The 26,046-nt window shown below is 68.3% G+C and carries 21 protein-coding genes; 11 read left to right on the forward strand and 10 right to left on the reverse strand.

Translation table 11 applies throughout. The features are described 5' to 3' along the window. Positions 1–240: hypothetical protein (locus tag RN02_RS34250; protein ID WP_236695176.1), on the forward strand; the 240-nt coding region annotated here is incomplete at its 5' end. Between the two features lie 42 nt (positions 241–282). On the opposite strand, the gene RN02_RS10715 is transcribed toward RN02_RS34250, so the two are convergent. Continuing rightward, entirely contained in the window at positions 283–1,083 is an 801-nt protein-coding gene (locus tag RN02_RS10715; protein ID WP_043314450.1) for a phosphatase PAP2 family protein, read from the reverse strand. A 108-nt stretch (positions 1,084–1,191) separates the two neighbouring features. Here RN02_RS10715 and hslO point away from each other — a divergent pair, with 108 nt between their 5' ends. The 5 genes from hslO to RN02_RS10740 all read left to right on the forward strand — a co-directional run bounded on the left by hslO (position 1,192) and on the right by RN02_RS10740 (position 8,431). Beyond that, positions 1,192–2,085 (forward strand): Hsp33 family molecular chaperone HslO, encoded by an 894-nt coding sequence (gene hslO, locus RN02_RS10720; protein ID WP_043314452.1) that lies wholly within the window; start codon positions 1,192–1,194, stop codon positions 2,083–2,085. Between the two features lie 168 nt (positions 2,086–2,253). Then, the gene (locus RN02_RS10725) at positions 2,254–3,795 is read left to right on the forward strand and encodes a phosphoenolpyruvate carboxykinase (protein ID WP_043314454.1); all 1,542 of its coding nucleotides are present in this window, start codon (positions 2,254–2,256) and stop codon (positions 3,793–3,795) included. Positions 3,796–4,180: 385 nt separating this feature from the next. Further along, positions 4,181–6,115 (forward strand): RecQ family ATP-dependent DNA helicase, encoded by a 1,935-nt coding sequence (locus RN02_RS10730; RefSeq protein WP_043314456.1) that lies wholly within the window; start codon positions 4,181–4,183, stop codon positions 6,113–6,115. 124 nt (positions 6,116–6,239) lie between these two features. Beyond that, positions 6,240–7,733, forward strand: a complete 1,494-nt coding sequence (locus RN02_RS10735) for a flavin-containing monooxygenase (RefSeq protein WP_043314459.1) — start codon at positions 6,240–6,242, stop codon at positions 7,731–7,733. Between the two features lie 95 nt (positions 7,734–7,828). Continuing rightward, entirely contained in the window at positions 7,829–8,431 is a 603-nt protein-coding gene (locus RN02_RS10740) for a nitroreductase family protein (protein WP_043314461.1), read from the forward strand. Between the two features lie 191 nt (positions 8,432–8,622). Here the strand turns inward: RN02_RS10740 and RN02_RS10745 are convergent, their stop codons facing one another. Continuing rightward, complete coding sequence (locus RN02_RS10745; protein WP_043314463.1) at positions 8,623–9,525, reverse strand: LysR family transcriptional regulator; 903 nt, start codon at positions 9,523–9,525, stop codon at positions 8,623–8,625. Positions 9,526–9,634: 109 nt separating this feature from the next. Between RN02_RS10745 and RN02_RS10750 the strand changes: the two genes are divergently transcribed. The 3 genes from RN02_RS10750 (at position 9,635) to RN02_RS10760 (ending at position 13,704) form a co-directional block, all read left to right on the forward strand. Further along, positions 9,635–10,876, forward strand: a complete 1,242-nt coding sequence (locus tag RN02_RS10750; RefSeq protein WP_043314465.1) for a 3-hydroxyacyl-CoA dehydrogenase — start codon at positions 9,635–9,637, stop codon at positions 10,874–10,876. Next, positions 10,873–12,663 carry an acyl-CoA dehydrogenase C-terminal domain-containing protein gene (locus tag RN02_RS10755; RefSeq protein ID WP_043314467.1) on the forward strand — a complete coding sequence of 597 codons (1,791 nt, stop codon included), beginning with the start codon at positions 10,873–10,875 and terminating at the stop codon, positions 12,661–12,663. The genes RN02_RS10750 and RN02_RS10755 overlap by 4 nt, the downstream gene beginning before the upstream one ends. A 93-nt stretch (positions 12,664–12,756) precedes the next feature. Beyond that, positions 12,757–13,704 (forward strand): adenosine deaminase, encoded by a 948-nt coding sequence (locus RN02_RS10760; protein ID WP_043314469.1) that lies wholly within the window; start codon positions 12,757–12,759, stop codon positions 13,702–13,704. A 290-nt stretch (positions 13,705–13,994) separates the two neighbouring features. Here RN02_RS10760 and RN02_RS10765 read toward each other — a convergent pair whose 3' ends face one another. Next, on the reverse strand, positions 13,995–14,888 hold the full coding sequence (locus RN02_RS10765; protein WP_043314471.1) for a LysR substrate-binding domain-containing protein: 894 nt from the start codon (positions 14,886–14,888) through the stop codon (positions 13,995–13,997). A gap of 107 nt (positions 14,889–14,995) precedes the next feature. Between RN02_RS10765 and RN02_RS10770 the strand changes: the two genes are divergently transcribed. Continuing rightward, a complete protein-coding gene (locus RN02_RS10770; protein WP_043269744.1) occupies positions 14,996–15,925 on the forward strand; it encodes an AEC family transporter in 930 nt (309 codons plus the stop codon). A 179-nt stretch (positions 15,926–16,104) separates the two neighbouring features. Here the strand turns inward: RN02_RS10770 and RN02_RS10775 are convergent, their stop codons facing one another. The 6 genes from RN02_RS10775 to RN02_RS10800 form a co-directional block, all read right to left on the reverse strand. Then, positions 16,105–17,637, reverse strand: a complete 1,533-nt coding sequence (locus RN02_RS10775) for an APC family permease (protein WP_043314473.1) — start codon at positions 17,635–17,637, stop codon at positions 16,105–16,107. A gap of 109 nt (positions 17,638–17,746) precedes the next feature. Further along, positions 17,747–18,763 (reverse strand): heme-dependent oxidative N-demethylase family protein, encoded by a 1,017-nt coding sequence (locus RN02_RS10780; RefSeq protein ID WP_043314475.1) that lies wholly within the window; start codon positions 18,761–18,763, stop codon positions 17,747–17,749. Between the two features lie 14 nt (positions 18,764–18,777). After that, positions 18,778–19,746 carry a PDR/VanB family oxidoreductase gene (locus RN02_RS10785; RefSeq protein ID WP_009614991.1) on the reverse strand — a complete coding sequence of 323 codons (969 nt, stop codon included), beginning with the start codon at positions 19,744–19,746 and terminating at the stop codon, positions 18,778–18,780. Next, positions 19,743–20,339 (reverse strand): dimethylamine monooxygenase subunit DmmA family protein, encoded by a 597-nt coding sequence (locus RN02_RS10790; protein ID WP_043314477.1) that lies wholly within the window; start codon positions 20,337–20,339, stop codon positions 19,743–19,745. The genes RN02_RS10785 and RN02_RS10790 overlap by 4 nt, the downstream gene beginning before the upstream one ends. Positions 20,340–20,941: 602 nt before the next feature. After that, on the reverse strand, positions 20,942–22,366 hold the full coding sequence (locus tag RN02_RS10795) for a sigma-54 interaction domain-containing protein (RefSeq protein ID WP_043314479.1): 1,425 nt from the start codon (positions 22,364–22,366) through the stop codon (positions 20,942–20,944). Continuing rightward, positions 22,363–23,493 (reverse strand): PAS domain-containing protein, encoded by a 1,131-nt coding sequence (locus tag RN02_RS10800; RefSeq protein WP_043314481.1) that lies wholly within the window; start codon positions 23,491–23,493, stop codon positions 22,363–22,365. The genes RN02_RS10795 and RN02_RS10800 overlap by 4 nt, the downstream gene beginning before the upstream one ends. A gap of 281 nt (positions 23,494–23,774) precedes the next feature. Here RN02_RS10800 and RN02_RS10805 point away from each other — a divergent pair, with 281 nt between their 5' ends. Then, a complete protein-coding gene (locus RN02_RS10805; RefSeq protein ID WP_043314483.1) occupies positions 23,775–25,424 on the forward strand; it encodes a SulP family inorganic anion transporter in 1,650 nt (549 codons plus the stop codon). A 379-nt stretch (positions 25,425–25,803) separates the two neighbouring features. Here the strand turns inward: RN02_RS10805 and RN02_RS10810 are convergent, their stop codons facing one another. After that, positions 25,804–25,986, reverse strand: a complete 183-nt coding sequence (locus RN02_RS10810) for a ribbon-helix-helix domain-containing protein (protein ID WP_009615001.1) — start codon at positions 25,984–25,986, stop codon at positions 25,804–25,806. Positions 25,987–26,046 lie beyond the last annotated feature (60 nt).

Below are 26,046 nucleotides of genomic sequence, written 5' to 3' on the forward strand. Positions count from 1 at the left end.
GTGGCGTTTGACAAAAGGGACTCGCCCGAGGGGGCGAAACAAGACGGTCGGGCAGACTCGGTGCGGCGCAGAAACACCCAAGCCAAGGCAACTGGGTTATTCCCCTTCGGCCCCGCACAAGTATTGTTCGCGGCAATGACGAGGTTAAGGCCGGAGTGGGGCAAGCTTCGCGAGCCAAGCCATAACCCCAAAATGAAAAATACCGTTTCCCCCAGGCAGAGAAACGGCATCCTTTCTTAAGTGAACAGCATTACCGCCGTGGCGGGGGTTCCGGAATGCGCCTCAGGCGACGATCACGCTCAGGCGGTTGAGCAGCGGCACCTTCGCCAGCAGGGCGAACAGCGGCTCGGTCAGGCGCACCAGGCCGGCGCTGGCCCAGGCGGCGAACGGGGTGAAGCAGCTCCAGGCCAGGGCCAGCAGGGCCATCTGCACGCCGCCTATATAGTCGTCCTGGCCCCAGTGGGCGCCGGCCACCAGGCGCGGCAGCATGAACAGCAGGGCCAGGGCCCAGACCACCAGCCACTGCACGGCATTGCGGGCGAACAGGCTGAGGAACAGCGCCCACACCAGCAGCACCGAGGCGTGGTCGCCGGGGAAGCTGCGCGCCGACTCGTCCTTCACCTCGAAGAGGGTGTCCTGCCAGCTGCGGAAGAAGTCTTCCAGGCGCACGGCGTCCGGGGCGATGGCCGAGATGCTGGCGTGCTGCCAGCCCAGGTGGTGGGCGATCTTGGCATAGAGGGTGCGCACGATCATCAGCACCACCATGGTCACCACCATGCCGAAGGTCGCGGCGCGCACCTGGCCGGCCTTGAAGATCCAGTCGCCGCGGATCAGCAGCAGGAGCAGGATGACCCCGACCAGAATGTCGAACGGCCGGGTGCTGGCCACCGCCCAGACGTTGCGCCAGGCCTCGTTGGTCGCCAGCGGCGCGTTGAGGGCGTGGAACAGGCTGAAGTCGAAGAAGTCGATGGCGGCGCGGGTCGGCGTCCACAGCCAGAGCAGCAGCAGGACCAGGGCCAGCGCATGGCAGGCGATGAACGGGCGCCACGACCAGGTGGCTTGGAACGGCGAAGCTTTCTCCATAGAATCGATTCCCCCTTACTGAACCGGGCGGCTGTCGCAAAGCGCGCTTTATAGGCCTTTGCCATCAGCTTGTCATGTATTTGTGCCTTAGCCAGCGTTGTGCCCAGCATGTCCCAGATCGATCAAAGTCAGCGTTTCCTCTTCGACAACACCGACGTTCGCGGTGAAATGGTGGCGCTCGAACGCAGTTTCGCCGAAGTGCTGGCCAAGCACCCCTACCCGCAGCCGGTGGCCCAGTTGCTGGGCGAGATGCTCGCCGCCGCGGCGCTGCTGTGCGGCACCCTGAAGTTCGACGGCCTGCTGGTGCTGCAGGCGCGCTCCAGCGGCGCCGTGCCGCTGCTCATGGTGGAATGCTCCAGCGACCGCGAAGTGCGCGGCCTGGCCCGCTACGACGCCGAGTCGATCCGCGACAGCGCCGGCCTGCTCGACCTGATGCCCGACGGCGTGCTGACCATGACCGTAGACCCGAAGAACGGCCAGCGCTACCAGGGCATAGTGCCGCTGGAGGGCGCCTGCCTGGCGGACTGCCTGTCGTCCTACTTCGCCACCTCCGAGCAGTTGCCCACGCGCTTCTGGCTCGGCGCCGACGGCCGCCACGCCCGCGGCCTGCTGCTGCAGCAACTGCCGGCCGACCGCCTGAAGGACGCCGAGGACCGCGAGGCCAGCTGGCAGCACCTGACCACCCTGGCCGACACCCTCAACGTCGAGGAACTGCTGGGCCTGGACAACGAGACCCTGCTGCACCGCCTGTACCACGAGGAAGCGGTGCGCCTGTTCGAGCCGCAGCCGCTGGTGTTCCGCTGCAGCTGCTCGCGGGAGCGCTCGGCCAACGCCCTGGTCAGCCTCGGCAAGGAAGACGCCGAGCGCCTGCTGGGCGAGCTGGGCGGCGAGATCACCGTCGACTGCCAGTTCTGCAACCAGCGCTACGCCTTCGACGGCAGCGACATCGCCCAGCTGTTCGCCGGCGGCGGCAGCGCGGCACCGTCACAAACCCGCCATTGATCGGCGCTATCGGGGCGATAGCCGAACCATTGACGCCCTCGCCGGATCAGAGGCTGCACGAGAACCGTTCTTTTCTGGCATAATCCCGCGACTTTTTTCCGCTGTAGTGGGAATTAGAAGTCACTACGCAATGTTTGGAGGACTCGGCTCCGGCCGATGGGGACCCACATGACGCAAGCCAACAAAGCCGTGTACACCGATATCAGCGTTGCCCAACTGGTCGAGGAAGCCATTCGCCGCGGCGAAGGTCGCCTGGCCGACAACGGCTCGCTGGTGGTGGAAACCGGCCACCGCACCGGCCGCTCGCCTGCCGACCGCTTCATCGTCGAAGAGCCCGGCAGCAAGGACTCCATCGCCTGGGGCGCGATCAACCGCCCGTTCCCGGCCGACAAGTTCGACGCCCTCTGGGAGCGCGTCCAGGCCTTCAACGACGCCCAGGACCACTTCGTTTCCCACGTGCATGTAGGTTCGGCCGCCGATCACTACCTGCCGGTCAAGATGACCACCGCCACCGCCTGGCAGAACCTGTTCGGCCGTCAGCTGTTCATCAACCCGGAAACCTACAACCCGGCCGGCCGCGACGAGTGGCAGGTGCTGAACGTGGCCAACTTCGAGTGCGTGCCCGAGCGCGACGGCACCAACTCCGACGGCTGCGTCATCCTCAACTTCGCCCAGAAGAAAGTGCTGATCGCCGGCATGCGCTACGCCGGTGAAATGAAGAAGGCCATGTTCTCGGTGCAGAACTACCTGCTGCCGGAAAAGGACGTGCTGCCGATGCACTGCGCCGCCAACATCGGCGAAGCGGGCGACGTGACCCTGTTCTTCGGCCTGTCCGGCACCGGCAAGACCACCCTGTCGGCCGACGAAAGCCGTTACCTGATCGGTGACGACGAGCACGGCTGGGGCGAAGGCGTGGTCTTCAACATCGAAGGCGGCTGCTACGCCAAGTGCATCGACCTGTCCGAGAAGAACGAGCCGGTCATCTGGAAGGCCATCAAGTTCGGCGCCGTGCTGGAGAACGTGGTTCTCGACGACGCGCGTACCCCGGACTACGCCGACGACCGCCTGACCCAGAACTCCCGCGCGGCCTACCCGCTGGAGCACGTCGAGAAGCGTTCGGAAGCCAACCTGGGCGGCGAGCCCAACGCGGTGATCTTCCTGACCTGCGACCTGACCGGCGTACTGCCGCCGGTGTCGATCCTGAACAACGAGCAGGCGGCCTACCACTTCCTCTCCGGCTACACCGCGCTGGTCGGTTCCACCGAAATGGGTTCGGGCGGCGGCATCAAGTCGACCTTCTCCACCTGCTTCGGCGCGCCCTTCTTCCCGCGCCCGGCCGGCGTCTACGCCGAGCTGCTGATCAAGCGCATCAAGGCCTTCGGCTCCAAGGTATACCTGGTCAACACCGGCTGGACCGGCGGTGGCTACGGCGTCGGCAAGCGCTTCAACATCCCGACCACCCGTGGCGTGATCGCCGCCATCCAGAGCGGCGCGCTGGTCGGCGCCGAGACCGAGCACCTGGACATCATCAACCTGGACGTGCCCAAGGCCGTCCCGGGCGTCGAGACCAACCTGCTCAACCCGCGCAACACCTGGGCTGACAAGGCCGCCTACGACGAAGCCGCCAAGGGCCTGGCCAGCAAGTTCATCGAGAACTTCAAGAAGTTCGAAGTGAGCGAAGCCATCAAGAACGCCGGCCCGCAGCTGTAAGCGCGCCCGTTCGCCGAAAGAGCCGCCTCCGGGCGGCTTTTTCATTGGCCGGCCCCTGTGGGAGCTTGTCCGCGATAGCCGGGCGTATTGGCGGGCTTCGCGGATAAGATCCGCTCCTACGCCGCCCCACCCACGCCATTCCTCTGTAGGAGCGCGCCCTGCGCGCGAATCGCGGGCAGGGCCCGCTCCTACAGGTTGCCGGGGAACACGGTATTCCTCCCTCGTAGGAGCGGATCTTATCCGCGATCGCGGACAAGGTCCGCGCCTACCTTAGGAGCGTACTTTCCGCTGAACCGGAATCGGCTCGTTCGCGAGCAAGCCCGCTCCTACAATGGCTACCCCTAGCATGGCGTTTCCACCCATGACCGGTAAGGGAGATACCCGCATGCACGACACCCTCGAACGCGTCTTCGGTTTCCGCCAGTTCCGCCCCGGCCAGGAGGCGGCGGTCAGCGCCGTGCTGGGCGGGCGCTCGGCGGCGGCGATCTTCCCCACCGGCTCGGGTAAGTCGCTGTGCTACCAGTTGCCGGCGCTGCTGCTGCCGCACCTGACCCTGGTGGTGTCGCCGCTGCTGGCGCTGATGCAGGACCAGCTGGCCTTCCTCGCCCGCCACGGCATCGCCGCCGCCAGCATCGACTCGGCGCAGAGCCGCGAGCAGGTGGCGCAGACCATGGCCCGCGCCCGCAGCGGCGAGCTGAAGGTGCTGATGATTTCCGTGGAGCGCCTGAAGAACGAACGCTTCCGCAACTTCATCGGCGAAGTGCCGATCTCCCTGCTGGTGGTCGACGAGGCCCACTGCATCTCCGAATGGGGCCACAACTTCCGCCCCGACTACCTGAAGCTGCCGGCCTACCAGAAGCAGTTCCGCATCCCCCAGGTGCTGCTGCTGACCGCCACCGCCACGCCGGCGGTGATCGCCGACATGCGCGCCAAGTTCGCCATCGCCGAGGCCGACGTGGTCACCACCGGCTTCTACCGCGCCAACCTGAACCTGCAGGTGGAGCCGGTGGCCGGCGCCGCCAAGCGTGCGCGCCTGGTGGAGTGGCTGGGTGCGCGGGCCGGGCAGCCGAGCATCGTCTACGTGACCCAGCAGAAGACCGCCGAGGACATCGCCGCGCACCTTTCCGAGCACGGCATCCCGGCCCGCGCCTACCACGCCGGCATGGACCACGCCGAGCGCGAGGCCATCCAGCAGCGCTTCATGGCCGGCGCGCTGAACTGCATCGTCGCGACCATCGCCTTCGGCATGGGCATCGACAAGAGCGACATCCGCAACGTGGTGCACTTCGACCTGCCCAAGTCGGTGGAGAACTACAGCCAGGAGATCGGCCGCGCCGGGCGCGACGGCCAGCCCTCGGACTGCCTGGTGCTGGCCAACCGCGACAGCCTCAGCGTGCTGGAGAACTTCGTCTACGGCGACACCCCCGAGCGCGAGGGCATCCGCAGCGTGCTGGCGGAAATCGCCGCGGCGCCCAACGGCCAGTGGGAGCTGATGCTGACCGCGCTGTCGGACCAGTCGAACATCCGCCAGCTGCCGCTCAAGACGCTGCTGGTGCAGCTGGAGCTGCGCGGCATCATCGCCCCGCGCTTCGCCTACTTCGCCGAATACCGCTTCAAGAACCTCGTCGAGCCCGCGGCGCTGCTGGGCCACTTCGAGGGCGAGCGGCGGCAGTTCGTCGAGGCCATCCTCGACACCTCGGCGCGGGCGCGCACCTGGTCGACGCTGGATTTCGACACCCTCTACCAGCGCCACGGCGCCGAGCGCGCGCGGGTGGTCAAGGCCCTGGACTACTTCCAGGAGCGCGGCTGGATCGAGCTGGAAAGCAAGCAGATGACCGAGGTCTACGCGGTGCGCGAGGCGGGGTTCGACATGGATGCGCTCAGCGACGAGCTGTACGCCTACTTCAAGCGCCACGAGGCCAGCGAGATCGCGCGCATCGGCGCCATGCTGGAACTGTTCGCCAGCGACCAGTGCCTGAGCCGGCGCCTGGCCCGCTATTTCGGCGACGCGCGGGCGCCGGAGCATTGCGGGCACTGCTCGGTCTGCGCCGGCCGCGTCGCCCACCTGCCGGAGCCGCCGGCCCTGCCGCCGCTGGACGGGCAGACGCTGCAGAGCCGCTGCGCCGCCTTCCTCGACAAGTACCAGGGCGCCCGCGGCATGCCGCCCAGCGCCGACTGCGTGACGCGTTTCCTCTGCGGCATCAGCGTGCCGGCCTTCACCCGCCTGCGGGCGCGCACGCTGCCGGGCTACGCGGCGCTGGAGGACTACCCCTACGCCCAGGTGCGCGCCTGGGTGATGGCGCAGCTGGCGCAAGGGTAACGCCGCGGCGGCTCCACCCATCCTAGGGTGGGGCGCCGGCCGGCGGCGGCCCTTGTAGGGTACGGGGGAGGAAATTCCTCCTAGACTCAGCAAGGCGTTGCCCGCCACCGGCCGAGGAGCCCCCATGTCTGTCGAGCACCTGGATGTCCTGATCGTCGGCGCCGGCCTGTCCGGTATCGGCGCCGCGTATCACCTGATGAAGCACTGCCCGGGCAAGACCTTCGCCCTGCTCGAGGGCCGCGAGGCCATGGGCGGCACCTGGGACCTGTTCCGCTACCCGGGCATCCGCTCCGATTCGGACATGTACACCCTGGGCTACAACTTCAAGCCCTGGACCGACGCCAAGGCCATCGCCGACGGCCCCTCGATCCGCCACTACATCGAAGAGACCGCGCAGGAAAACGGCATCGACCGCAAGATCCGCTACCGCCACCGCGTGCTCAAGGCCGACTGGAACAGCGACAGCGCGCGCTGGCTGCTGACCGTGCAGCGCGGCGACGAGCCGGAACCGGTGCGCATGAGCGCGCAGTTCCTGCTGATGTGCACCGGCTACTACCGCTACGAGGCCGGCTACACCCCGGAATTCAAGGGCCGCGACAGTTTCCGCGGGCAGATCATCCACCCGCAGCTGTGGCCGGAAGGCTTCGACTACGCCGACAAGCGCGTGGTGGTCATCGGCAGCGGCGCCACCGCCGTGACCCTGGTGCCCTCGCTGACCGACAAGGCGCGCCACGTCACCATGCTGCAGCGCTCGCCGTCCTACGTGATCAGCCTGCCGCAGAAGGACCCGATCTCCAACTTCCTGCGCCGCTTCCTCCCCGAGACCTGGGTGTACCGCCAGGCGCGGGCGCGCAACGTGACCATGCAGATGGTTTTCTTCCTGTTCGCCAAGACCTTCCCCAACCTGGCGCGCAAGGCCCTGCTGGGGCTGGCCAGGCACCAACTGGGCAAGGACTTCGACATGCGCCACTTCAGCCCGCGCTACAAGCCGTGGGACGAGCGCGTGTGCTGCGTGCCCGACGGCGACCTGTTCAAGGCGCTGCGCAAGGGCAAGGCCTCGGTGGTCACCGAACACATCGACAGCTTCTGCGAGAAGGGCATCCGCCTGAAGTCCGGGCAGGTGCTGGAGGCCGACGTCATCGTCACCGCCACCGGCCTGGACCTGGTGATGTTCGGCGGCGCGGAACTGGCGGTGGATGGCAAGCCGTTCCAGGTCAACCAGAGCATGGGCTACCGCGGCATCATGCTGCGCGATTTGCCCAACCTGGCCGCGGTGGTGGGCTACACCAACGCCAGCTGGACGCTCAAGGCGGACCTCTCCAGCGAGTACTTCTGCCGCCTGATCAACCACATGGACGCCATCGGCATGCGCCAGTGCACGCCGCGCGCCGGCGCCGGGCAGGTGAAGGAGGAACCCTTCCTCAACCTCAACTCCGGCTACATCCAGCGCGCCGCCGACAAGATGCCCAAGCAGGGCGACCGCACCCCCTGGAAGCTCTACCAGAACTACGCCCTGGACCTGGCGCTGCTGCGCCACGGCAAGGTGGAGGACGGCTACCTGACCTTCACCTCGCCGCGCGCCCAGCAGGACGACGGGGCCTCGTTGCAGGCGGTGTAGCGATTCGATGATTCCTATCGGGAAAACCGCGGCAAGCCTGCGCCCGGGCGGTTTACCATGGCGGACATTTTTCGCCGTCAACGAAAGGAGTCCCCATGCATATCGACGAAGCCATCCGCAGCCGCCGCGCGGTCAAGGGCTACGACCCGGCCTTCACTCTCAGCCGCGAAGAGAAGGACGAGCTGCTGCAGCTGGCCATGCTCGCGCCCTCGGCCTTCAACCTGCAGCACGTGCGCCTGGTCGAGGTCAGCGACGCGCAACTGCGCGCGCACATCCGCGAAGTGGCCTGGGGCCAGCCGCAGGTGACCGACGCCTCGATGCTGGTGGTGGTCTGCGCCCAGCTCGACAGCTGGGAGCAGAACGCCCGCCGCGTGTGGGAAGGCGCGCCCCAGGAGGTGCAGGACTACATGGCCGGCGCCATCGACGCTTACTACCGCGGCAAGCCCCAGGTGCAGCGCGACGAGACCATGCGCAGCTGCGGCCTGATGGCCCAGACGCTGATGCTCGCCGCCCGCGGCAAGGGCCTGGATTCCTGCCCCATGGACGGCTTCGATTTCGACGCCGTGGCCAAGCTGATCAACTTGCCGGAGAACCACGTGATCGGCCTGATGGTCGCCGTCGGCAAGCAGGCCGTGGCGCCCAAGCCGCGGGTGGGCAAGCTGGCGCTGGACGAGGTGGTGATTCGCGATCGGTTCTGAGGTTTGCCGATGGCCAATGAACGCGCCCTCGGGCGCGTTCTGCTTTTCGTGGGGGCGAGGGGGACGCCTCGCGGACGGTACGGTTCCAGGAGGCACCCGTAGGATGGGTTGAGCGAAGCGATACCCATCACCGTGACCGCATGGGTTTCGCAAGCTCAACCCATCCTACGAAAAGCATCTCGGCGCAGGGCCTACGGCCTCGGCGCCGCCTCCTGCATCCGCCCCAGCAGCCACTGCAACGCCATGTCGCGCTCGCGCTGGGCCAGGTACACCAGCTCCAGGTGGAACTGGCCGACGTCGAAGGGCAGTTCCAGCACCTGCAGCGGCAGCAGCCTGGCGAAGTATTCGGCCAGGCGCGTCGGCAGCACCGTCAGCAGGTCGGTGCCGGCCACCAGTTGCGCGGCCTGCAGGTAGTTGGGGGTGACGTAGGCGATCTGCCGCTTCAGGCCCTGGCTGGCCAGCCACTGGTCGACCATGCCCTTGGTCTGCCCGCCGGACACCCACAGGTGGCGCTCGTTCAGGAAGCCGTCGAGGTCCAGCGGGCCGCTCACCCGCGGATGCCCGCGGCGCGCCAGCAGGCGCAGCGTCTCGCTGGCCCAGGGGCGGCGGCCGAAGCGCGCCGGGATGTCCTCGAAGCGGCCCAGCACCAGGTCCAGGTGGCCCTTGTCCAGCGCCTCCACCGGCAGGCTCGGGGCCAGGTGGCGCACGTCCAGGGCCACGCCCGGCGCCTCCGTGCCCAGGTGCTGCAGCAGCGCCGGCATGCACAGCAGCTCGGCGTAGTCGGTCAGCGCCAGGGTGAAGCGCTGGCGGCTGCGCGCCGCTTCGAAGCGCTCGGCGCCGCTGAGGCTGTGGAGGATGCGCTGCAGCGACTCGCGGATCGGCGCCTCCAGCTCCAGGGCCCGCGGCGTGGGCTGCATGCTGCGGCCGATGCGCACCAGCAGCGGGTCGTCGAGCAGCTCGCGCAGGCGGCCCAGGGCGTTGCTCACCGCCGGCTGGCTCAGGGCCAGGCGCTCGGCGGCGCGGGAAACGCTGCGCTCGCGCAACAGGGCGTCGAAGACACGCAGCAGGTTCAGGTCGAAGGTATTTATATTCATTAGCTAAATACTGCGCATCACAAGACTAAATTTCAAAAATAATCCGATCTTCCCTAAGGTGACTGTCACTTTTTTGCTCGAACGCCCGTTTGATAACAAGAGGAAGACCATGAGCCAGATCCCCCCGATTCGCAGCGCCGCGGTGATAGGCGCCGGCACCATGGGCCGCGGCATCGTCATGTGCCTGGCCAACGCCGGCGTGCAGGTGCAGTGGCTGGACAACAATCCGCAGATGCTGCTGCAGGCCCAGGGCGCGGTGGCCGACACCTACGCCCACAACGTGCGCCAGGGGCGGATCGACGAGATGGAGGCGGCGGCCCGGCGGGCGCGCATCTCGCCTGTGGACAACTACACTGCGATCCGCGAGGCGGACCTGGTGATCGAGGCGGTCTACGAGAACCTGGAACTCAAGCAGGCGATCTTCCGCGAGCTGGACGCGGCGCTGAAGCCCGCGGCCATCCTCGCCAGCAACACCTCCTACCTCGACGTCGACGCCATCGCCGCCGTGACCAATCGCCCGTCGCAGGTGCTCGGCCTGCACTTCTTCAGCCCGGCGCACATCATGAAGCTGCTGGAGATCGTGCGCGGCGCGAAAACCGCGCCCGCCGTGCTGGAAGCCGCCCTGGAGCTGGGCCGGCGCATGGGCAAGGTCAGCGTGGTGGCCGGCAACTGCCACGGCTTCATCGGCAACCGCATGCTGGAGAAGTACGTGCAGGAGTCGCGCCGGCTGATCCTCGAAGGCTCGCTGCCCTACCAGGTGGACGCCGCGCTGCAGGGCTTCGGCTTCGCCATGGGCCCGTTCCGCATGTTCGACGTGGTCGGCATCGACCTCGAATGGCGCGCCCGCGAGCTGGCCGGCAAGGGCCAGGATGCGCCCACCGTGCAGGTGGACAACCGCCTCTGTGAGATAGGCCGCTTCGGCCAGAAGAGCGGCAACGGCTTCTACCACTACGAACCCGGCAGCCGCCAGGCCGAGCACGACCCCGAGGTCGACGCCCTGGTGCTGCGCGAGTCCGAGCGCCTGGGCTACGCGCGCCGCGACATCGGCCCGGAGGAAATCCTCGAGCGCTGCCTGCTGGCGCTGGTCAACGAAGGCGCGAAAATCCTCGACGAAGGCATCGCCAGCCGCAGCGCCGACATCGACACCGTCTACCTCAACGGCTACGGCTTCCCCGCCGACAAGGGCGGCCCCATGGCCTGGGCCGACGCCCAGGGCCTGCCGAGCATCCTCGCGCGCCTGCGCGACTTCGCCGGGCAGCACGGCGCGCACTGGCAGCCGGCCGCGCTGATCGAGCGCCTGGCCGCCAGCGGTGGGCGCTTCGCCGACGTCCACAAGGAGCACCACGCATGAGCTACCAGGCGCCCCTGCGCGACATGCGCTTCGTCCTCCACGAACTCTTCGACGCGACCGCTCACTGCGCGCTGCTGGGCAACGGCCTGGACCGCGAGCTGATCGACGGCGTGCTGGAAGAGGGCGCGCGCTACACCGGCGAGGTGGTGGCGCCGCTGAACCGCAACAGCGACGAGCAGGGCGCGACCCTCCACGACGGCGCGGTGACCACCCCGGACGGCTTCCGCGAGGCCTACAAGCAGTACTGCGACAACGGCTGGGCGAGCATGACCGGCCCGGTCGAGTTCGGCGGCCAGGGCTTCCCGCAGCTGGTGGCGGCGAACTTCCACGAGATGCTGATGGCCGCCTCGCTGTCCTTCCGCGTCTATTCCGGGCTCACCGAGGGCGCCGTGCTGGCGCTGTACAAGCACGGCAGCGCCGAGCTGCAGCGCGACTACCTGGCGAAGATGGTCAGCGGCGTGTGGACCGGCACCATGTGCCTCACCGAGCCCCAGGCCGGCACCGACCTGGCGCTGCTGCGCACCCGCGCCGAGCCCCGGGCCGACGGCAGCTACGCGGTCAGCGGCAGCAAGATTTTCATCAGCGGCGGCGAGCAGGACCTGTCGGAGAACATCGTCCACCTGGTGCTGGCGCGCCTGCCGGACGCCCCGGCCGGGGTGAAGGGCATCAGCCTGTTCCTGGTGCCGAAATTCATCGCCAACCCCGACGGTACGCCCGGTGCGCGCAACGCGCTGAGCTGCGGCGCCATCGAGCACAAGATGGGCATCAAGGGCGCCTCCACCTGCGTGATGAACTTCGACGGCGCCAGCGGCTGGCTGCTGGGCGAGGCCAACCAGGGCCTGGCCTGCATGTTCACCATGATGAACGACGCACGCTTCCAGGTCGGCCTGCAGGGCCTGGGCATCGCCGAGCGCAGCTTCCAGGGCGCCTTGAGCTACGCCCGCGAGCGCCTGCAATCGCGCGCGCTGACGGGACCTGCGCAGCCGCAGAAGGCCGCCGACCCGATCATCAATCACCCCGACGTGCGGCGCATGCTGCTGACGCAGAAGACCCTCACCGAGGGCAGCCGCATGCTCGCCGCGCTCTGCGCCCGCGAGCTGGACCTGGAGCACGGCCACCCCGAGGCCGAGGGCCGCAGGGCCGCCGGCAAGCGCGCGGCGCTGCTGATCCCGCTGGTGAAGTCCTTCCTCACCGACATGGGCCAGGAAGTCGCCAGCCTCGGCGTGCAGGTCTATGGCGGCCACGGCTACATCCGCGAATGGGGCATGGAGCAGCTGATGCGCGACAGCCGCATCACGCAGATCTACGAAGGCACCAACGGCATCCAGGCGCTGGACCTGATCCGCCGCAAGCTGCTGGGCGACGGCGGCGCCGAGATGGCCGCGCTGCAGGCCGACCTGGCGGAAACCTGCACCGCGCTTGCCGCCCACGCCGAGCTGGAGCCCATGGCCGCGGTGGTGCGCGAGCGCATCCAGGAATGGCGCGGGCTGACCGCCGACGTGCTGGCCGCCACCCGCCGCGATGCGCAGGAGATCGGCGCCATGTCGGTGGACTACCTGCAGTACAGCGCCTACGTGCTGCTCGCCGGGCTCTGGCTGCGCGCCGCCGGCGTGGCCCAGGCGGCGCTGGACGCGGGCAGCGGCGAGGGCGACTTCTACCGCGCCAAGCTGGCCAGCGCCGACTTCTACCTGCGGCGCATCCTGCCGCGCGCCAGCATGCACCGCGAGGCCCTGCTGGGCGGCGCCGGCTGCCTGATGGCGCTGGACGAGGCGCACTTCGCCTTCTGATGGCCGGGCGGCCGCCCCGGCTCGCCCGGGGTGGCCGCCATGGCGGGCCGGGTTAAACTTGCATCGATTCAGCCCGATGACGAGAAACCACCCATGTACGAATGGCTCAACGCCCTGCCCAAGGCCGAACTGCACCTGCACCTGGAAGGGACCCTGGAGCCCGAGCTGCTGTTCGCCCTGGCCGAACGCAACCGGGTGAAGCTGCCCTGGGCCGACGTCGAGACCCTGCGCAAGGCCTACGCCTTCAACAACCTGCAGGAATTCCTCGACCTCTACTACGCCGGCGCCGACGTGCTGCGCAACGAGCAGGACTTCTACGACCTGACCTGGGCCTACCTGCTCAAGTGCAAGGCGCAGAACGTCATCCACGTCGAACCCTTCTTCGACCCGCAGACCCACACCGACCGCGGCATCCCCTTCGAGGTGGTGTTGCGCGGCATCCAGGGCGCGCTGAAGGACGGCGAGAAGCAACTGGGCATCAGCCACGGCCTGATCCTCAGCTTCCTCCGTCACCTGTCCGAGGAAGAAGCCTTCAAGACCCTGGAGCAGGCCATGCCCTTCCGCGACGCCTTCGTCGCCGTGGGCCTGGACAGCTCCGAAGTGGGCCACCCGCCGAGCAAGTTCCGGCGCGTGTTCGACCGCGCCCGCGCCGAGGGCCTGCTGACCGTGGCCCACGCCGGCGAGGAAGGCCCGCCGCAATACATCTGGGAAGCCCTGGACCTGCTGAAGGTAGAGCGCATCGACCACGGCGTGCGCGCCATCGAGGACGAGCGGCTGATGCAGCGCATCATCGACGAGCAGATTCCGCTGACCGTCTGCCCGCTGTCCAACACCAAGCTGTGCGTGTTCGAGCACATGGGACAGCACAACATCCTGGCGATGCTGGAGCGCGGGGTGAAGGTGACGGTGAACTCGGATGATCCGGCTTACTTCGGGGGGTATGTGAGCGAGAACTTCCAGGCGCTGTATGAGCACCTGGGGATGACGAAGGAGCAGGCGCAGCGGTTGGCGCAGAACAGCCTGGATGCGCGGTTGGTGTAGGAGCGGGGGGGCGCCTAGTTCTTGCTCGCGAACGGTGCCTCCCGGCCACGCTGTGCGTGAGGTCACCTCCGTCCCCTCTCCCCAGCCCTCTCCCTGAAGGGAGAGGGGGCCTGTCTGTGCCGAGAAAAGTGATGTTTCCGCCGGAAACCTCTGCGCTAGCCGGCTAACGCCGTAACATCAAACCCTGCCCAACGGTCCCCTCTCCCTTCAGGGAGAGGGTTAGGGAGAGGGCGCTCTACCCCCCAACGCCCAAAGTCCCGAGCAAGCACCGTTCGCGAGCAAGCTCGCTCCTACGAAGAGCCTGTGCCGTCGTTGACCCCCGCACACCGCAGAAAAGCCCCCAGGCAAGGGTTGTCGTTATGCGGACTCCAAGCCACCCCATAATCCACCAACGGCGACGCCTCCAGCGCCACGAACGCAGCACCAGGCAGTTGCATCTTGCGCATCGAGTCCGGCACCAGGGCCACGCCCAGGCCCTCGGCCACCAGGTTGACGATGGTCTGCTGCAGGTGCGGCTCCAGCTGGATGCGCGGTTCGAAACCGCTGTTCCGGCAGCACTGCATCACCGCTTCGTGCAGCGCCGGCGCGGTGCTGTGGGGGAAGCTGATGAACGATTCCTGCGCCAGCTTTCCCGCCGTCACCTGGGCGCTCGCGGCTAGCGGGTGCGCACTGGGCAGCACCGCGCACAGCGGCTCGCGCAATAGCGTGCGGTATTGCAGCTGGCCGCTCCCGTGGGCCGGGAAGGTCAGGGCCACGTCGGCCTCGCCGGCTTCCAGCGCCGGGCCGAGGTCGCGCGGCAATACTTCGTTGAGCACCACCTTCACCTGTGGATAAGCGTCGCTGTAGCGCTTGAGCAGGGTCGGCAGCAGCGTCCAGGCGGCGACCATGGTGAAGCTCAGGCGCAGTTCGCCGCGCTCGCCGCGGGCGCTGGCCTGGGCCGAGCGCACCGCCAGGTCGAGGCCGGCGAGCAGGCTCTTGCAGTGCTGCTGGAATTCGCGGCCGGCGGCGGTCAGCTCCACCGAGCGCGAGTGGCGGGCGAACAGCGGGGTGCCCAGCTCGGCCTCCAGCGCGGCTATCTGCCGGCTCAGCGGCGGCTGGGTCAGGTGCAGGGCCTCGGCGGCGCGGCCGAAGTGCAGGTGTTCGGCGAGGGCGAGGAAGTAGCGCAGCTGGCGCAATTCGATCATCGATGCGTTTCCGGAATCGATTGGGCTCTCAACAAGCATTGGACGGTATCGATGCGGCAATCCTATGCTCGCCAGCCCTCCTATAACAACGCCTTGCCGAGCTTGCCATGCACACCGTGATCGCCGTCGTCCTGCCCATCTTCGCGCTGATCCTGGCCGGCTGGCTGGCGCGCAGGACCAACCGCCTGGGCGAGGGCGCGGCGTCGGAGATCAACAAGCTGGTGGTCTGGCTATGCCTGCCGGCGCTGCTGTTCAAGGTCACCGCCACCTCCACCTGGGCGGAAATCTGGCAGCCGGGCTTCCTCGCTGCCTTTACCGCTGGCTGCCTGCTGGTGTTCGTCGCCACCCTGGCCTGGCGTATGTGGCAGGGCCGCGAGCTGCCGGCGGCGAGCATCGACGGGCTCAGCGCCTCCTACGCAAACACCGGCTACATGGGCATCCCGCTGTGCCTGCTGGTGTTCGGCCAGGACGGCCTGGAGCCGGCGCTGATCGCCTCGCTGCTGGTGGTCTGCGTGCTGTTCGCCGTCGCCGTGGTGTGCATCGAGGTCGGCCTGCAGAGCGAGAAGCACGTCGGCCGCGCGGTGCTGGTGGTGAGCCGCGCGCTGCTGAAGAACCCGCTGGTGGTCTCGCCGATCATCGGTGGCCTGTGGGCGGCCAGCGGCCTGGGGCTGGCCGAGCCGGTGGTGCATTTCCTCGACCTGCTGGCGGCGGCCACCACGCCTTGCGCGCTGATCTCGCTCGGCCTGTTCCTGGCGCAGAAGCAGGAGGGCCCGCAGGTGGGCGCCTGGCCGCTGGTGCTGGTCAAGCTGGTGGGGCAGCCGCTGCTGACCGGCGTGCTGGCCTACAAGGTGTTCGCCCTGCCGCCGTTGTGGGCGGATTCGGCGCTGCTGCTCAGCGCGCTGCCGACCGGCACCGGGCCGTACATGCTGGCGGAGTACTACAAGCGCGAGGCGCCGGTGGTGTCGCGCAGCATTCTGTTGTCGACGCTGGGGTCGTTGCTGACCTTGTCGCTGTGCCTGTTGTGGATTGCGCGTTGAGCCAAGGTTGCGGCCACGCCGTGGTCAAGCCTGGCGTAGTGCGGAAAAAAACCGGGCCTGCCAAGCGCGGGGCTGGCAGGCCCGTTCGCAAACCGCGTGGCGCCGGCGCGGGGAGGGGACCCCGCGTGGCGCCGGACGCGCCCCTCAGGCGTATGGCCCGAATTGCGTCAGGGTTGCGATCAAGCCGGTTCGGCAAGCGCGCCAGTCGCGCGCACGGATCGTTGGCGGCCGGAGATCCGGTGGGCGTCGCCGGCCGGCGCGGTGCCCTTGTCGTAGGGCCTGGCCAGCAGCATGTAGAGCACGCCCGCGCCCAGCACCACGGCGGTGGTGAGGATCATCGAGTAGTTGATGTACCAGGGCGCGTCGGGGCTGCGCGGCCAGACCATGTTGGCGATGGCGCCGGCGCCGTAGACCAGCGCGGCGACGTTCACCAGCGTGCCCCAGGGGCCCAGGCTGAACTGGCCGCCGGGCACCCAGCCCTTGGCGCGGGCGATCAGCGCGGCGACCACGATCAGCTGGAAGGCGACGTAGATGCCGATGGCGGCGAAGCCGACGATGGTGGCCGTGGCGTCGGCCATGAACAGGCCCAGGCAGACGATCGCCGCCGGCACCACGCCGCTGACGAGCAACGCGGCGGACGGCACCTGGTTGGCCGACAGGCGCTGCAGCACGCGGCTGCCGACGATCATCTCGTCACGGGCGTAGGCGAACAGCAGGCGGCTGGCGGCGGCCTGCAGGCTGAGCACGCAGGACACGAAGGACACCAGCACCACCGCCATCACCAGGCGCGAGCCCAGCGGGCCGAAGGCGTTGGCCAGGATGGTGGCGACCGGGTCGGTGTCTTCGCCGGCGAGCACCTTGTGCATGTCCGGCACCGAGAGGATCAGCGCCAGGCAAGCGAACATCGCGGCGGCGCCGCCGATGTAGATGGTCATGCGCATGGCCTTGGGGATGCGCTTGCCGGGGTTGGGGGTTTCCTCAGCGACGTCGCCGCAGGCCTCGAAGCCGTAGTACTGGAACAGCCCGGCCAGGGAGGCGGCGAGGAACGCCGGCAGGTAGGAACCCTGCGCCGCGCCGAGGCCGAAGGTGTCGAACAGCACGCTGAACGGCTGGTGGCGCTCGAAGATCAGCAGGTAGCCGCCGACCAGGATGGCGCCGACCAGCTCGCAGAGGAAGCCGAACATGGCCACCCGCGCCAGCAGCTTGGTGCCCACCAGGTTTAGGCCGGTGGAGACCAGGATCAGCACCAGGGCGATGTAGATGCTGACGTCCGCGCTCGGCGTGAAGCCCAGCAGCGCGGCCAGGTAGGGCCCGGCGCCGACCGAGACGCCGGCGATGGTGGCGCATAGCGCCCAGGCGTACACCCAGCCGACCATCCACGCCCAGCGCTTGCCCACCAGGCGCCGCGCCCAGGGGTAGACGCCGCCGGAGATCGGGAACTGCGAGACCACCTCGCCGAACACCAGGCACACCAGCAGCTGGCCGAGGCCGATCAGCAGGTACGACCAGAACATCGGCGGGCCGCCGGCGGCCAGGCACAGGCCGAACAGGGTGTAGACGCCGACGACCGGCGACAGGTAGGTGAAGCCCAGGGAGAAGTTCTCCCACAGGCTCATGCTGCGCTCGAAGTTCGAGCTGTAGCCGAGGGCGGCGAGCTGCTCGGCATCGGAATCGGTTACGCCAGCGGCACGCTTGGCAGGGGACCCACTCATCGTTGTTTCCTCTCAGGGGGTAATGGGCAGTGGCGGATTGTCTGCGGCGGAGCTTGCGCATCCGCCGCTGCCCTCTACGGGCTCATTGTCGTTATGGAAAGCGCGGCGCCTATTTGCCGTCGTCGTACTGCGAGAGCCACTCCACCGCCGCGTCGCGGTAGCGGGTGAAGCCCTTGTAGTCCACCAGTTCCTGGTTCAGGGACTTGAGCACGCGGTGCATGCGCTTGGCCCAGACCGGGTTGGTGGCGATGTCTTCCAGGTTCAGCAGGTAGGTGCGGATCGGGAACACGATGGCGTTGCTGCGCGGCAGGCGGTGCAGCGGCTGCAGCTCGATGCGCAGGTAGACCAGCTTGCCGGCGTTCTCGGCGGTCACCTGGGTGCGGTCCGGGGCCCAGTCCGGCAGGCTCTCGGCGGAGACGTCCAGGCGCGGGTTGACCGTCAGCGACCAGTTCAGGCGGCGCACCGGGTGGCCGTTGCGCAGGCGCAGGAGGAACTTCAGCGCGCGGTCGAGCATGCCGGTTTCCTTCACCAGCGGCACCGGGCCGTGGTACTCGTGCCAGGCCATGCCCAGGTTGAAGCGCAGCGAGTAGTCGGCGCGCTGGGTGGCGATGCCGGCGCCCCAGTACAGGGTGCCGTCGCGTTCTTCCTGCAGCACCCAGTCGCCCTGGGCCTGGCGGGTGATGTATTCCATCGGCTCGTAGGGCAGGGTGGCCGGGTCGCCGAAGGTGAAGGTGTCGTCGATGCCCAGCAGCCTGTTGGTCCAGTGCCAGCGGGTGCCGTCGCGCTCCAGGGCGAAGTACTCCGGGTAGTCCTTGGCGTAGGACTCCATGATCAGTTCCAGCAGGTCCCACTGCGCCTCCATCATGTGCGGCGCCGAGACGTAGTGCATGCCCGGGTCCTTCTCCAGGGTGATGGCGCGGTCGCGGCATTCGCTGATGTAGTGCTCATCGATGTCGAATACCGCGCGGAAGGCGCCGTCGCCCACGCTGACGTGGGGTTCCAGGTTCATCGAGTACATGTACTCGTCGTCCGGGAACGGGAAGGGCGCGCGGGCGATGCACGCGGGGCTGTTCGCGTAGGTGTAGTCGTCGCGGTAGGTTTCGTCGGGGCGGAATTGGATGGTCATGGTCGTTCTCCGGCTCAGCAGTCGATGACCAGCCGCGAGCACTTGGCGCGCGACACGCAGGGCATGATTTTCTTGTTGGCGGCCTTGTCCTCGTCGGACAGCCAGTCGTCGGTGTGGAGGATCTCGCCGTCCAGCTCCAGGACGTTGGTCTCGCACATGCCGCAGGCGCCGCCGCGGCACAGGTAGGGAATCTCGTGGCCGGCGGCCTCGGCGGCTTCCAGCAGGCTCTGGTCGGGCGACACCTCGATGGTCGCGCCGCTGCGCGCCAGGGTGACCTTGAACGGCTCGCCGGAACTGCCCTGTTCGAGGAAGCGCTCGTAGTGGATGTGGCTGTCGGTCCAGCCATGGGCGTGGGCCGCGTCTATGGTGGCCTGGATCATGCCCTCGGGGCCGCAGACGTACACGTCGCTTCCCAGCGGGCGGTCGGCCAGCACGGCGGAAATATTCAGGCGCTCGCCACGGTCGTCGCGGTACAGGCGCACGGCGTCGCCGTATTCGCGCGCCAGCTCCTCGCCCAGGCGCGCGTGTTCCGCGCCGCGCACCGCCAGGTGCACTTCGAACGGGGTGCCGCGCAGGCGCAGCTCGGCCAGCTGCGAGCACACCGGGGTGATGCCCACGCCGCCGGCGATGAACAGGTGCAGGCGCGCGTGCTTGCTCAGCGGGAACAGGTTCACCGGGCGGAGGATTTCCAGTTCGTCGCCTTCCTTCACCGCATCGTGCATGCGCCTGGAGCCGCCACGGCCGTCTTCCACGCGGCGCACGGCGATCTGGTAGGCGCTGGCGTCGTAGGGCGAACTCATCAGCGAGTAGGCGTTGCGGTAGGTGCCGCCGTCGTGGGGGATCAGCACCACCACGTTGCTGCCGCCGGAGAAGGGCGTGAGCTGGCCGCCGTCGCGCGGCACCAGGGTGAAGCGCTTGATCTCCGGGGTCACCTGCTCGATGCGGGCGACGCGGACGTTGAGGGTTCCGCTGGACTGGCTCATGTGTCGAGCTCCTCGGCTGCCGGCAGCTCGCCGGGGACTTCGGCGTCGGCCTTGACCGCCTGGAAGGCGGCGAGGCGGCGCGAGTAGTGGTCGCGGACCACCAGGGTGCGGGCGCAGTGCGGGCAGATGAACACGCGCTGGGTGACGTTCTCGGTGTAGCCGTCGCAGTGCACGCACCAGACGCGGCGCACGAAGGAGCCGCAGTGCTCGCGCAGCACCTCGTCCCGGTTCAGGTTGATGGCGTCGGCCGCCTGCATGGCGGTGCCGATGAAGCTTTCCGAGCCGGCCAGGTACAGGCGGGTGCCCATGCGCGACTGGCCGAGCAGGGCGTGCAGGTCGTCGACCAGCGAGCGGTTGCTCGGATAGACGCTCAGCTCGACGCCGGCGATGTCGCGCAGCGCGGCCAGGTGGTTCTGCCCGGAGAAGGATTCGGTGGAATAGAGCACGCGGATGGGCGCGGTGCGCGGCATTTCGGCCAGCAGCCGGAGCATGGCGCTGCCGCCGCTGCCTTGCCCTGCGACTATGTGGTTGCTGCCGGCGAGCGGGCGCAGGTCGTCGTAGACCGGCCTGCTCTTGATACCTGTGATGAGCATTGTTGTTGTGCCTCCAGAACTGCCGGCAACCCCGGTCGGGGATGCCTGGCGCGATTCGAGGACCCGCGCACGGTCACGGGTCGATGGAGGTGGAGCACAGGGTGTGCCAAGAAATTAAGTTGTTGAAAATTAATGGATTATTGTTTTTGAGGGGAGGAAATGTAAGCAGAAATGACAAGGGGGATAGGCAGAAATGCAGCGTTGGTGGGGGTGGTTATCCTGGGGCGGCGGTGTGTTGGTTGGGCGCCGCCCCTCTCCCCAGCCCTCGGCTGCGCGCCCCGCCCTGAAGGGAGAGGGGGCTAGTCCGTGCCGAGAGGAAGAGTGGTTTCAGCTGGAAACCACTGGAGCTGCCGGCTGACGCCAGAATACCCAACCCTGCCCAACGGTCCCCTCTCCCTTCAGGGAGAGGGTTAGGGAGAGGGAACGGAGGTCAGAACAATGCCAATGCACCCGGCAAACACAACCCCCGTAGGATGGGTTGAGCGAAGCGATACCCATCACCGCCACCGCATGGGTTTCGCAAGCTCAACCCATCCTACGAAAAGCATCTCGGTGCAGCCTGCAAGGCAGTGGCTCCTGCAAAAGAAGGAGCAGCCTGCCGCTCAATCCCTCTGCAACTTCCGAATCAAGGTCCCGACGTCGATCCCCAGGTGCTGCGCCGCCTTGCGCTTGCTGCCGCACAGGCGCACGGCCTGGAGGATCACCTGGCGCTCGAAGCGCTGCACCTGTGCCTTGAGCGGTTCGTCGGCGCTGGCGAAGGGCAGCGGTTCTTCCTCCCCGGCTGACACGGCCTGGCCCAGCAGCTCCGGCGGCAGGTGTTGCTCTTCGGCGACGTCGTCGGCCAGCACCGCCAGGCGTTCGAAGATGTTCACCAGCTCGCGGATGTTGCCCGGGAAGTCATGGCCCAGCAGGCGCTGGCGACAGGACGTGGACAGCCGCAGGGGCGGCTGGCGGTCGCGGTTGATGCGCGCCAGGAGGATGTCCATCAGCACCGGCAGGTCGTCGCGGTGGGCGCGCAGCGGCGGGATGTCCACCGGCAGCACGGCCAGGCGGTAGTAGAGGTCGGCGCGGAACAGGCCGGCGGACACCTGTGCCTTGAGGTCCTTGTTGGTGGCGGCTATCACCTGCACCTGGACCTTCTTCGACAGCGGCGAGCCCACCGGCTGGATGGTGCCGTCGTCGAGGAACTTGAGCAGCTTGGCCTGCACCTGCAGCGGGATCTCGCCGATCTCGTCGAGGAACAGCGTGCCGCCGGCGGCGCTCTCGATGTAGCCGCGCTTACCCTGCTGCAGCGCGCCGGTGAAGGCGCCGCGCTCGTAGCCGAACATCTCCGACTCGAACAGCGTCTCGGGGATGCTCGCGCAGTTGACGTCGACGAAGGGCCGGTCGCCCCAGCCGGCGGCGCGGTGGATGTGCCGGGCGATGGCGGTCTTGCCCACGCCCGGTTCGCCGAGCAGCAGCAGGCGGGCGCGGCGGCGGAAGGCGCGCACGCCCATGTCGGCGATGTCCGAGAGCAGCGGCGACATGTGCAGCGCATTGTCCTGCGGGTCGCCCAGGCTCGCCGGGCTGTCCGCCAGCGATGGGGCCGGAGTGTTGCGGCCGGCGCTTTCGCGCGCTTCGTATTCGCGCTGGATCAGCAGCGTGTAGGGCTTCTCGTAGGCGCCGGCGGGCACGCTCTGCAGGCGGGTGAGAAACAGCCGGCCGTCGCGCGAGCGCGTCAGCGCGCTCTTGCCGCCGCGGCGCACGGCCTGCAGGAAGTCGTCGAACTGCAGCGCCGAGCGCTGGTAGAAATCGCTGTCGCTCAGGCCCAGCACGTCCTGGCGCGCCACGCGGTTGATGCGCTCGGCGGCCAGGTTGAGGAAGCGCACCCGGGAGTCGCCGTCGCAGACGATCAGCGCCTCGCCGAAGCCGTCGAGCAGGGCGTGCAGCGCCGGCGCCTCCAGCAGCGCGGCGAGCATCTCGGCGCTGACGTTGACCGACGAGCGCATGCCCATGCGCATCGGCGCGAAGAAGCCCTCGCCGCTCATGGGTGCAGCTCTGCCGGCCGGCGCTCGACGCCGTCCGGGCGCAGCACCACCACGCGCCAGGCCTGGTTCTCGCGGATCAGGATGCGCGAGCAGTGGCTGTCGAAGGTGCGGTAGCGGCCGTACTGGTCGGGCAGCTCCAGGCGCTGCCAGGTGCGCTCGGGCAGCGGCAGGCGGTCGAGGGTGGCGGCCACGCCGGCGGCGCGGGTGATGCCGAACACCTGCTCGAAGGCGGCGTTGCGCCATTGCGGCTGGGCGGCTTCGTCGATCACCAGCACCGCGTCGGGCACCGCGTCGAACACCCGGCGCAGGGCCTCGATGCGCTGCTCGGCGTCGTGCTGCATGCGCAGCTCCTGGCTGACGTCGCGCAGGCTGCCCCACATGCGCAGCAGGCGGCCGTTGTGGATGCTGGCGCGCACGTCGTTCTCCACGTAGGCCGGCGAGCCGTCGTGGCGGCGGTCCACCGAGAGCGCGCCGTCGACGTGGAAGTCGGCCTCGATCAGCCGCCGCACGAACTCCTCGTTGGCCGGGCTGCGCGGCCAGTACAGGCGCACCGGCTGCTGGCCGAAGTCGACGTCGGCGGGCATCTCGTAGATCGCCGCCATGGCGCGGTTGCACATGCGCCAGTAGGAGCGGTTCTCGAACACCTGGCGGACGATCTCGTCCGGCGTCTGGCGCACGTCCACCGGCTCGGCGAACTCGATGCACCAGTAGGCCACCTTGGCGCTGTAGAGCATCTGGCTCATGACTTCGTTGGCGTTCTGCAACTCGCCCAGGCGCCGGCTGATGCCGCCCAGGGGCATCTTCACCAGGTGCAGGCGCGCCGGCTCGCCGTCGCGCCACTGCAGCACGCCGCTGGCCAGCACCGGCAGCAGGCCGCCGTTGTGGCGGATCAGCGTCAGCTCCAGGTCCTGCACCCGTTCGTCGGCCGGCGGGTTGGCGAAGAGCTGCTGCAGGGCGCGCACCGAATCGGCGGTGTAGACCTGTTCCATGCCCTGGCCGTGGAGCGCGCCGGGCGGGTAGCCGAGCTGGTCGCTCTGCTCGGCGGAGACGTCGAGGAAGCGGCCATCCGCGGCGATGCTGTCGGCCAGCAGCAGGCCACGGTCGAGCAGCAGGCGTAGCGGGTCCATCTGGGATTCTCCATGGGGGATGACGGGGCCGGCGCGGGGCGCCGGCCAGTCGTCTACCCAGGCAGGTTGCATGCCAGGACGCGGAGCCCGCGGCATGGGGCCCCGCGGCCCGGCGCCGTGGCGACTGTATGCAGAAATGCAGCAGCGTTTGCGTTTGCGCAGCGCCCTCGGGCAAGCGTAGCGCCTCCCCGGGAAAGGCGTAAGACAGGACTTTGGCCTAGTACACGTCCATTAACATGGCATGTTAATCTGATGCGCATTCTTCCGCGGAGGAGTGGACGATGATCGCCGTACGTGACGCCTGGGCGGCCGGGCTTCTGAAGTTGCAGAACTGGCCACGCAACCTGCTGGCCGGGGTCATCGTCGGGGTGGTCGCGCTGCCCCTGGCCATGGCCTTCGCCATCGCCTCCGGGGTCAAGCCCGAACAGGGCCTGTACACGGCCATAGTGGCGGGCATCGCGGTGTCGCTGTTCGGCGGCAGCCGGGTGCAGATCGCCGGGCCCACCGGGGCCTTTATCGTCATCCTCGCCGGCATCACCGCGCGCTACGGCGTCGACGGCCTGCAGCTGGCCACGCTGATGGCCGGGGTCATCCTCCTGCTGCTGGGCATCACCCGCCTGGGCAGCGTCATCAAGTACATCCCCGACCCGGTCATCGTCGGCTTCACCGCCGGCATCGGGGTGATCATCTGGGTCGGCCAGTGGAAGGACTTCTTCGGCCTGCCGGCGGTGGGCGGCGAGCACTTCCACCAGAAGCTCTGGCACCTGTTGCAGGCGCTGCCGCAGCTGCACCCGGCGACCACCCTGCTGGCCCTCTTAGGCCTGGCCGCGGTGCTCTACGGCCCGCGCCTGCCGTACCTGGGGCGGGTGCCGGGGCCGTTGCTGGCGATGGTGCTGGTCAGCATGCTGCAGGCGCTGTTCCAGTTCGACGGCGTGGCCACCATTGGCAGCGCCTTCGGCGGCATCCCCCGCGGCCTGCCGGTGCCGAGCCTGCCGGAGATCAGCCTGCCGCGGATGCTGGAACTGATCGGCCCGGCCTTCGCCATCGCCATGCTCGGGGCCATCGAGTCGCTGCTTTCGGCGGTGGTCGCCGACGGCATGGCCGGCACCCGCCACGACTCCAACCAGGAGCTGGTCGGCCAGGGCATCGCCAACCTGCTGGCGCCGCTGTTCGGCGGCTTCGCCGCCACCGGCGCCATCGCCCGCACCGCCACCAACATCCGCAACGGCGGCAACAGCCCGATCGCCGGGGTGGCCCACGCGGCGACCCTGGTGCTGATCATCCTGTTCCTCGCCCCGCTGGCGTCGAGCATCCCGCTGTGCGCGCTGGCGGCGATCCTCTTCGTGGTGGCCTGGAACATGAGCGAGGCCCGCCACTTCGTGCGCATGCTGCGCCGCGCGCCCAGGGCCGACGTGGCCATCCTGCTGATCACCTTCGGCCTGACGGTGTTCAGCGACCTGGTGATCGCGGTGAACATCGGGGTGATCCTGGCCATGCTGCTGTTCATGCGGCGCATGGCCTCCTCGGTGGAAGTGCTGCAGCAGGGCAGCGCTGAGCTGCGGGGCGAACTGCAGGGCGCGCTGCCGCCGGGCGTGCTGGTCTACACCATCGAGGGGCCGTTGTTCTTTGGCGCGGCGGAAACCTTCGAACGCGCCCTGGCGCAGACCCGCAGCGATCCGCAGTTGCTGGTGATCCGCCTGAGGCGGGTGCCGTTCATGGACATCACCGGGATGCAGACGCTGGAGGAGATGATCCAGCAACTGCGCAAGCGCGGGGTGACGGTGAAGCTCTGCGAGGCCAACCCGCGGGTGCGGCACAAGCTGGTGCGGGCGGGGATCATCGAGGCGGTGGGGCGGCGGAATTACCATGCCAGTTTTGCCATGGCGCTGGCGGCCTGCGAGGGGCGGGGGGAAGAGGTGGTTTCTTCGTAGGGAGGGTTCGGCGCCGCCTGGGAGCAATCGCGGACGGAGTCCGCTCCTACGGTTCCAGGAAGCACGGCTTTTCGTAGGATGGCGTTGAGCGAAGCGATACCCATCAGCGCAACCGCATGGGTTTCGCAAGCTCAACCCATCCTACGAAAAGCGCCCCGGCGCGGCTTGCAAGACAGTTGTTCCTACGCCCGCCGGCAAACGCAACGTCCGTAGGATGGGTTGAGCGAAGCGATACCCATCACCGCAACCGCATGGGTTTCGCAGGCTCAACCCATCCTACGAAAAGCGCTGGCGAGACCGGGCCCAGGGCGGCACGGGCGTAGGAGCGGACTCCGTCCGCGATCGAGCCGGCAGGCTGCTCCGGACTGGCCGGCGGCCCTCAATCCTGCCCCCCCACCTTCGGCTGCGTGGCATAGCTCACCCCGTGGCTCTCCAGGTAATCGCGGATCAACTGGCGAACCACCTGGGAAGGTGTCAGGTCCTGGCTGGCGCAGAGTTCCTCGAAGGCCTTCTTCTTCACCGGGTCGATCAGGACGGTCAGGCGGGCGGTGCGGTTTTCCATGGGTTCTACTTGTTCGGTTCGCGGATGTTAATCAAATTCTAATGCCCCATCCGTGCCCCT

Source organism: Pseudomonas sp. PI1 (assembly GCF_000812405.1).
GTDB lineage: Bacteria > Pseudomonadota > Gammaproteobacteria > Pseudomonadales > Pseudomonadaceae > Pseudomonas > Pseudomonas citronellolis.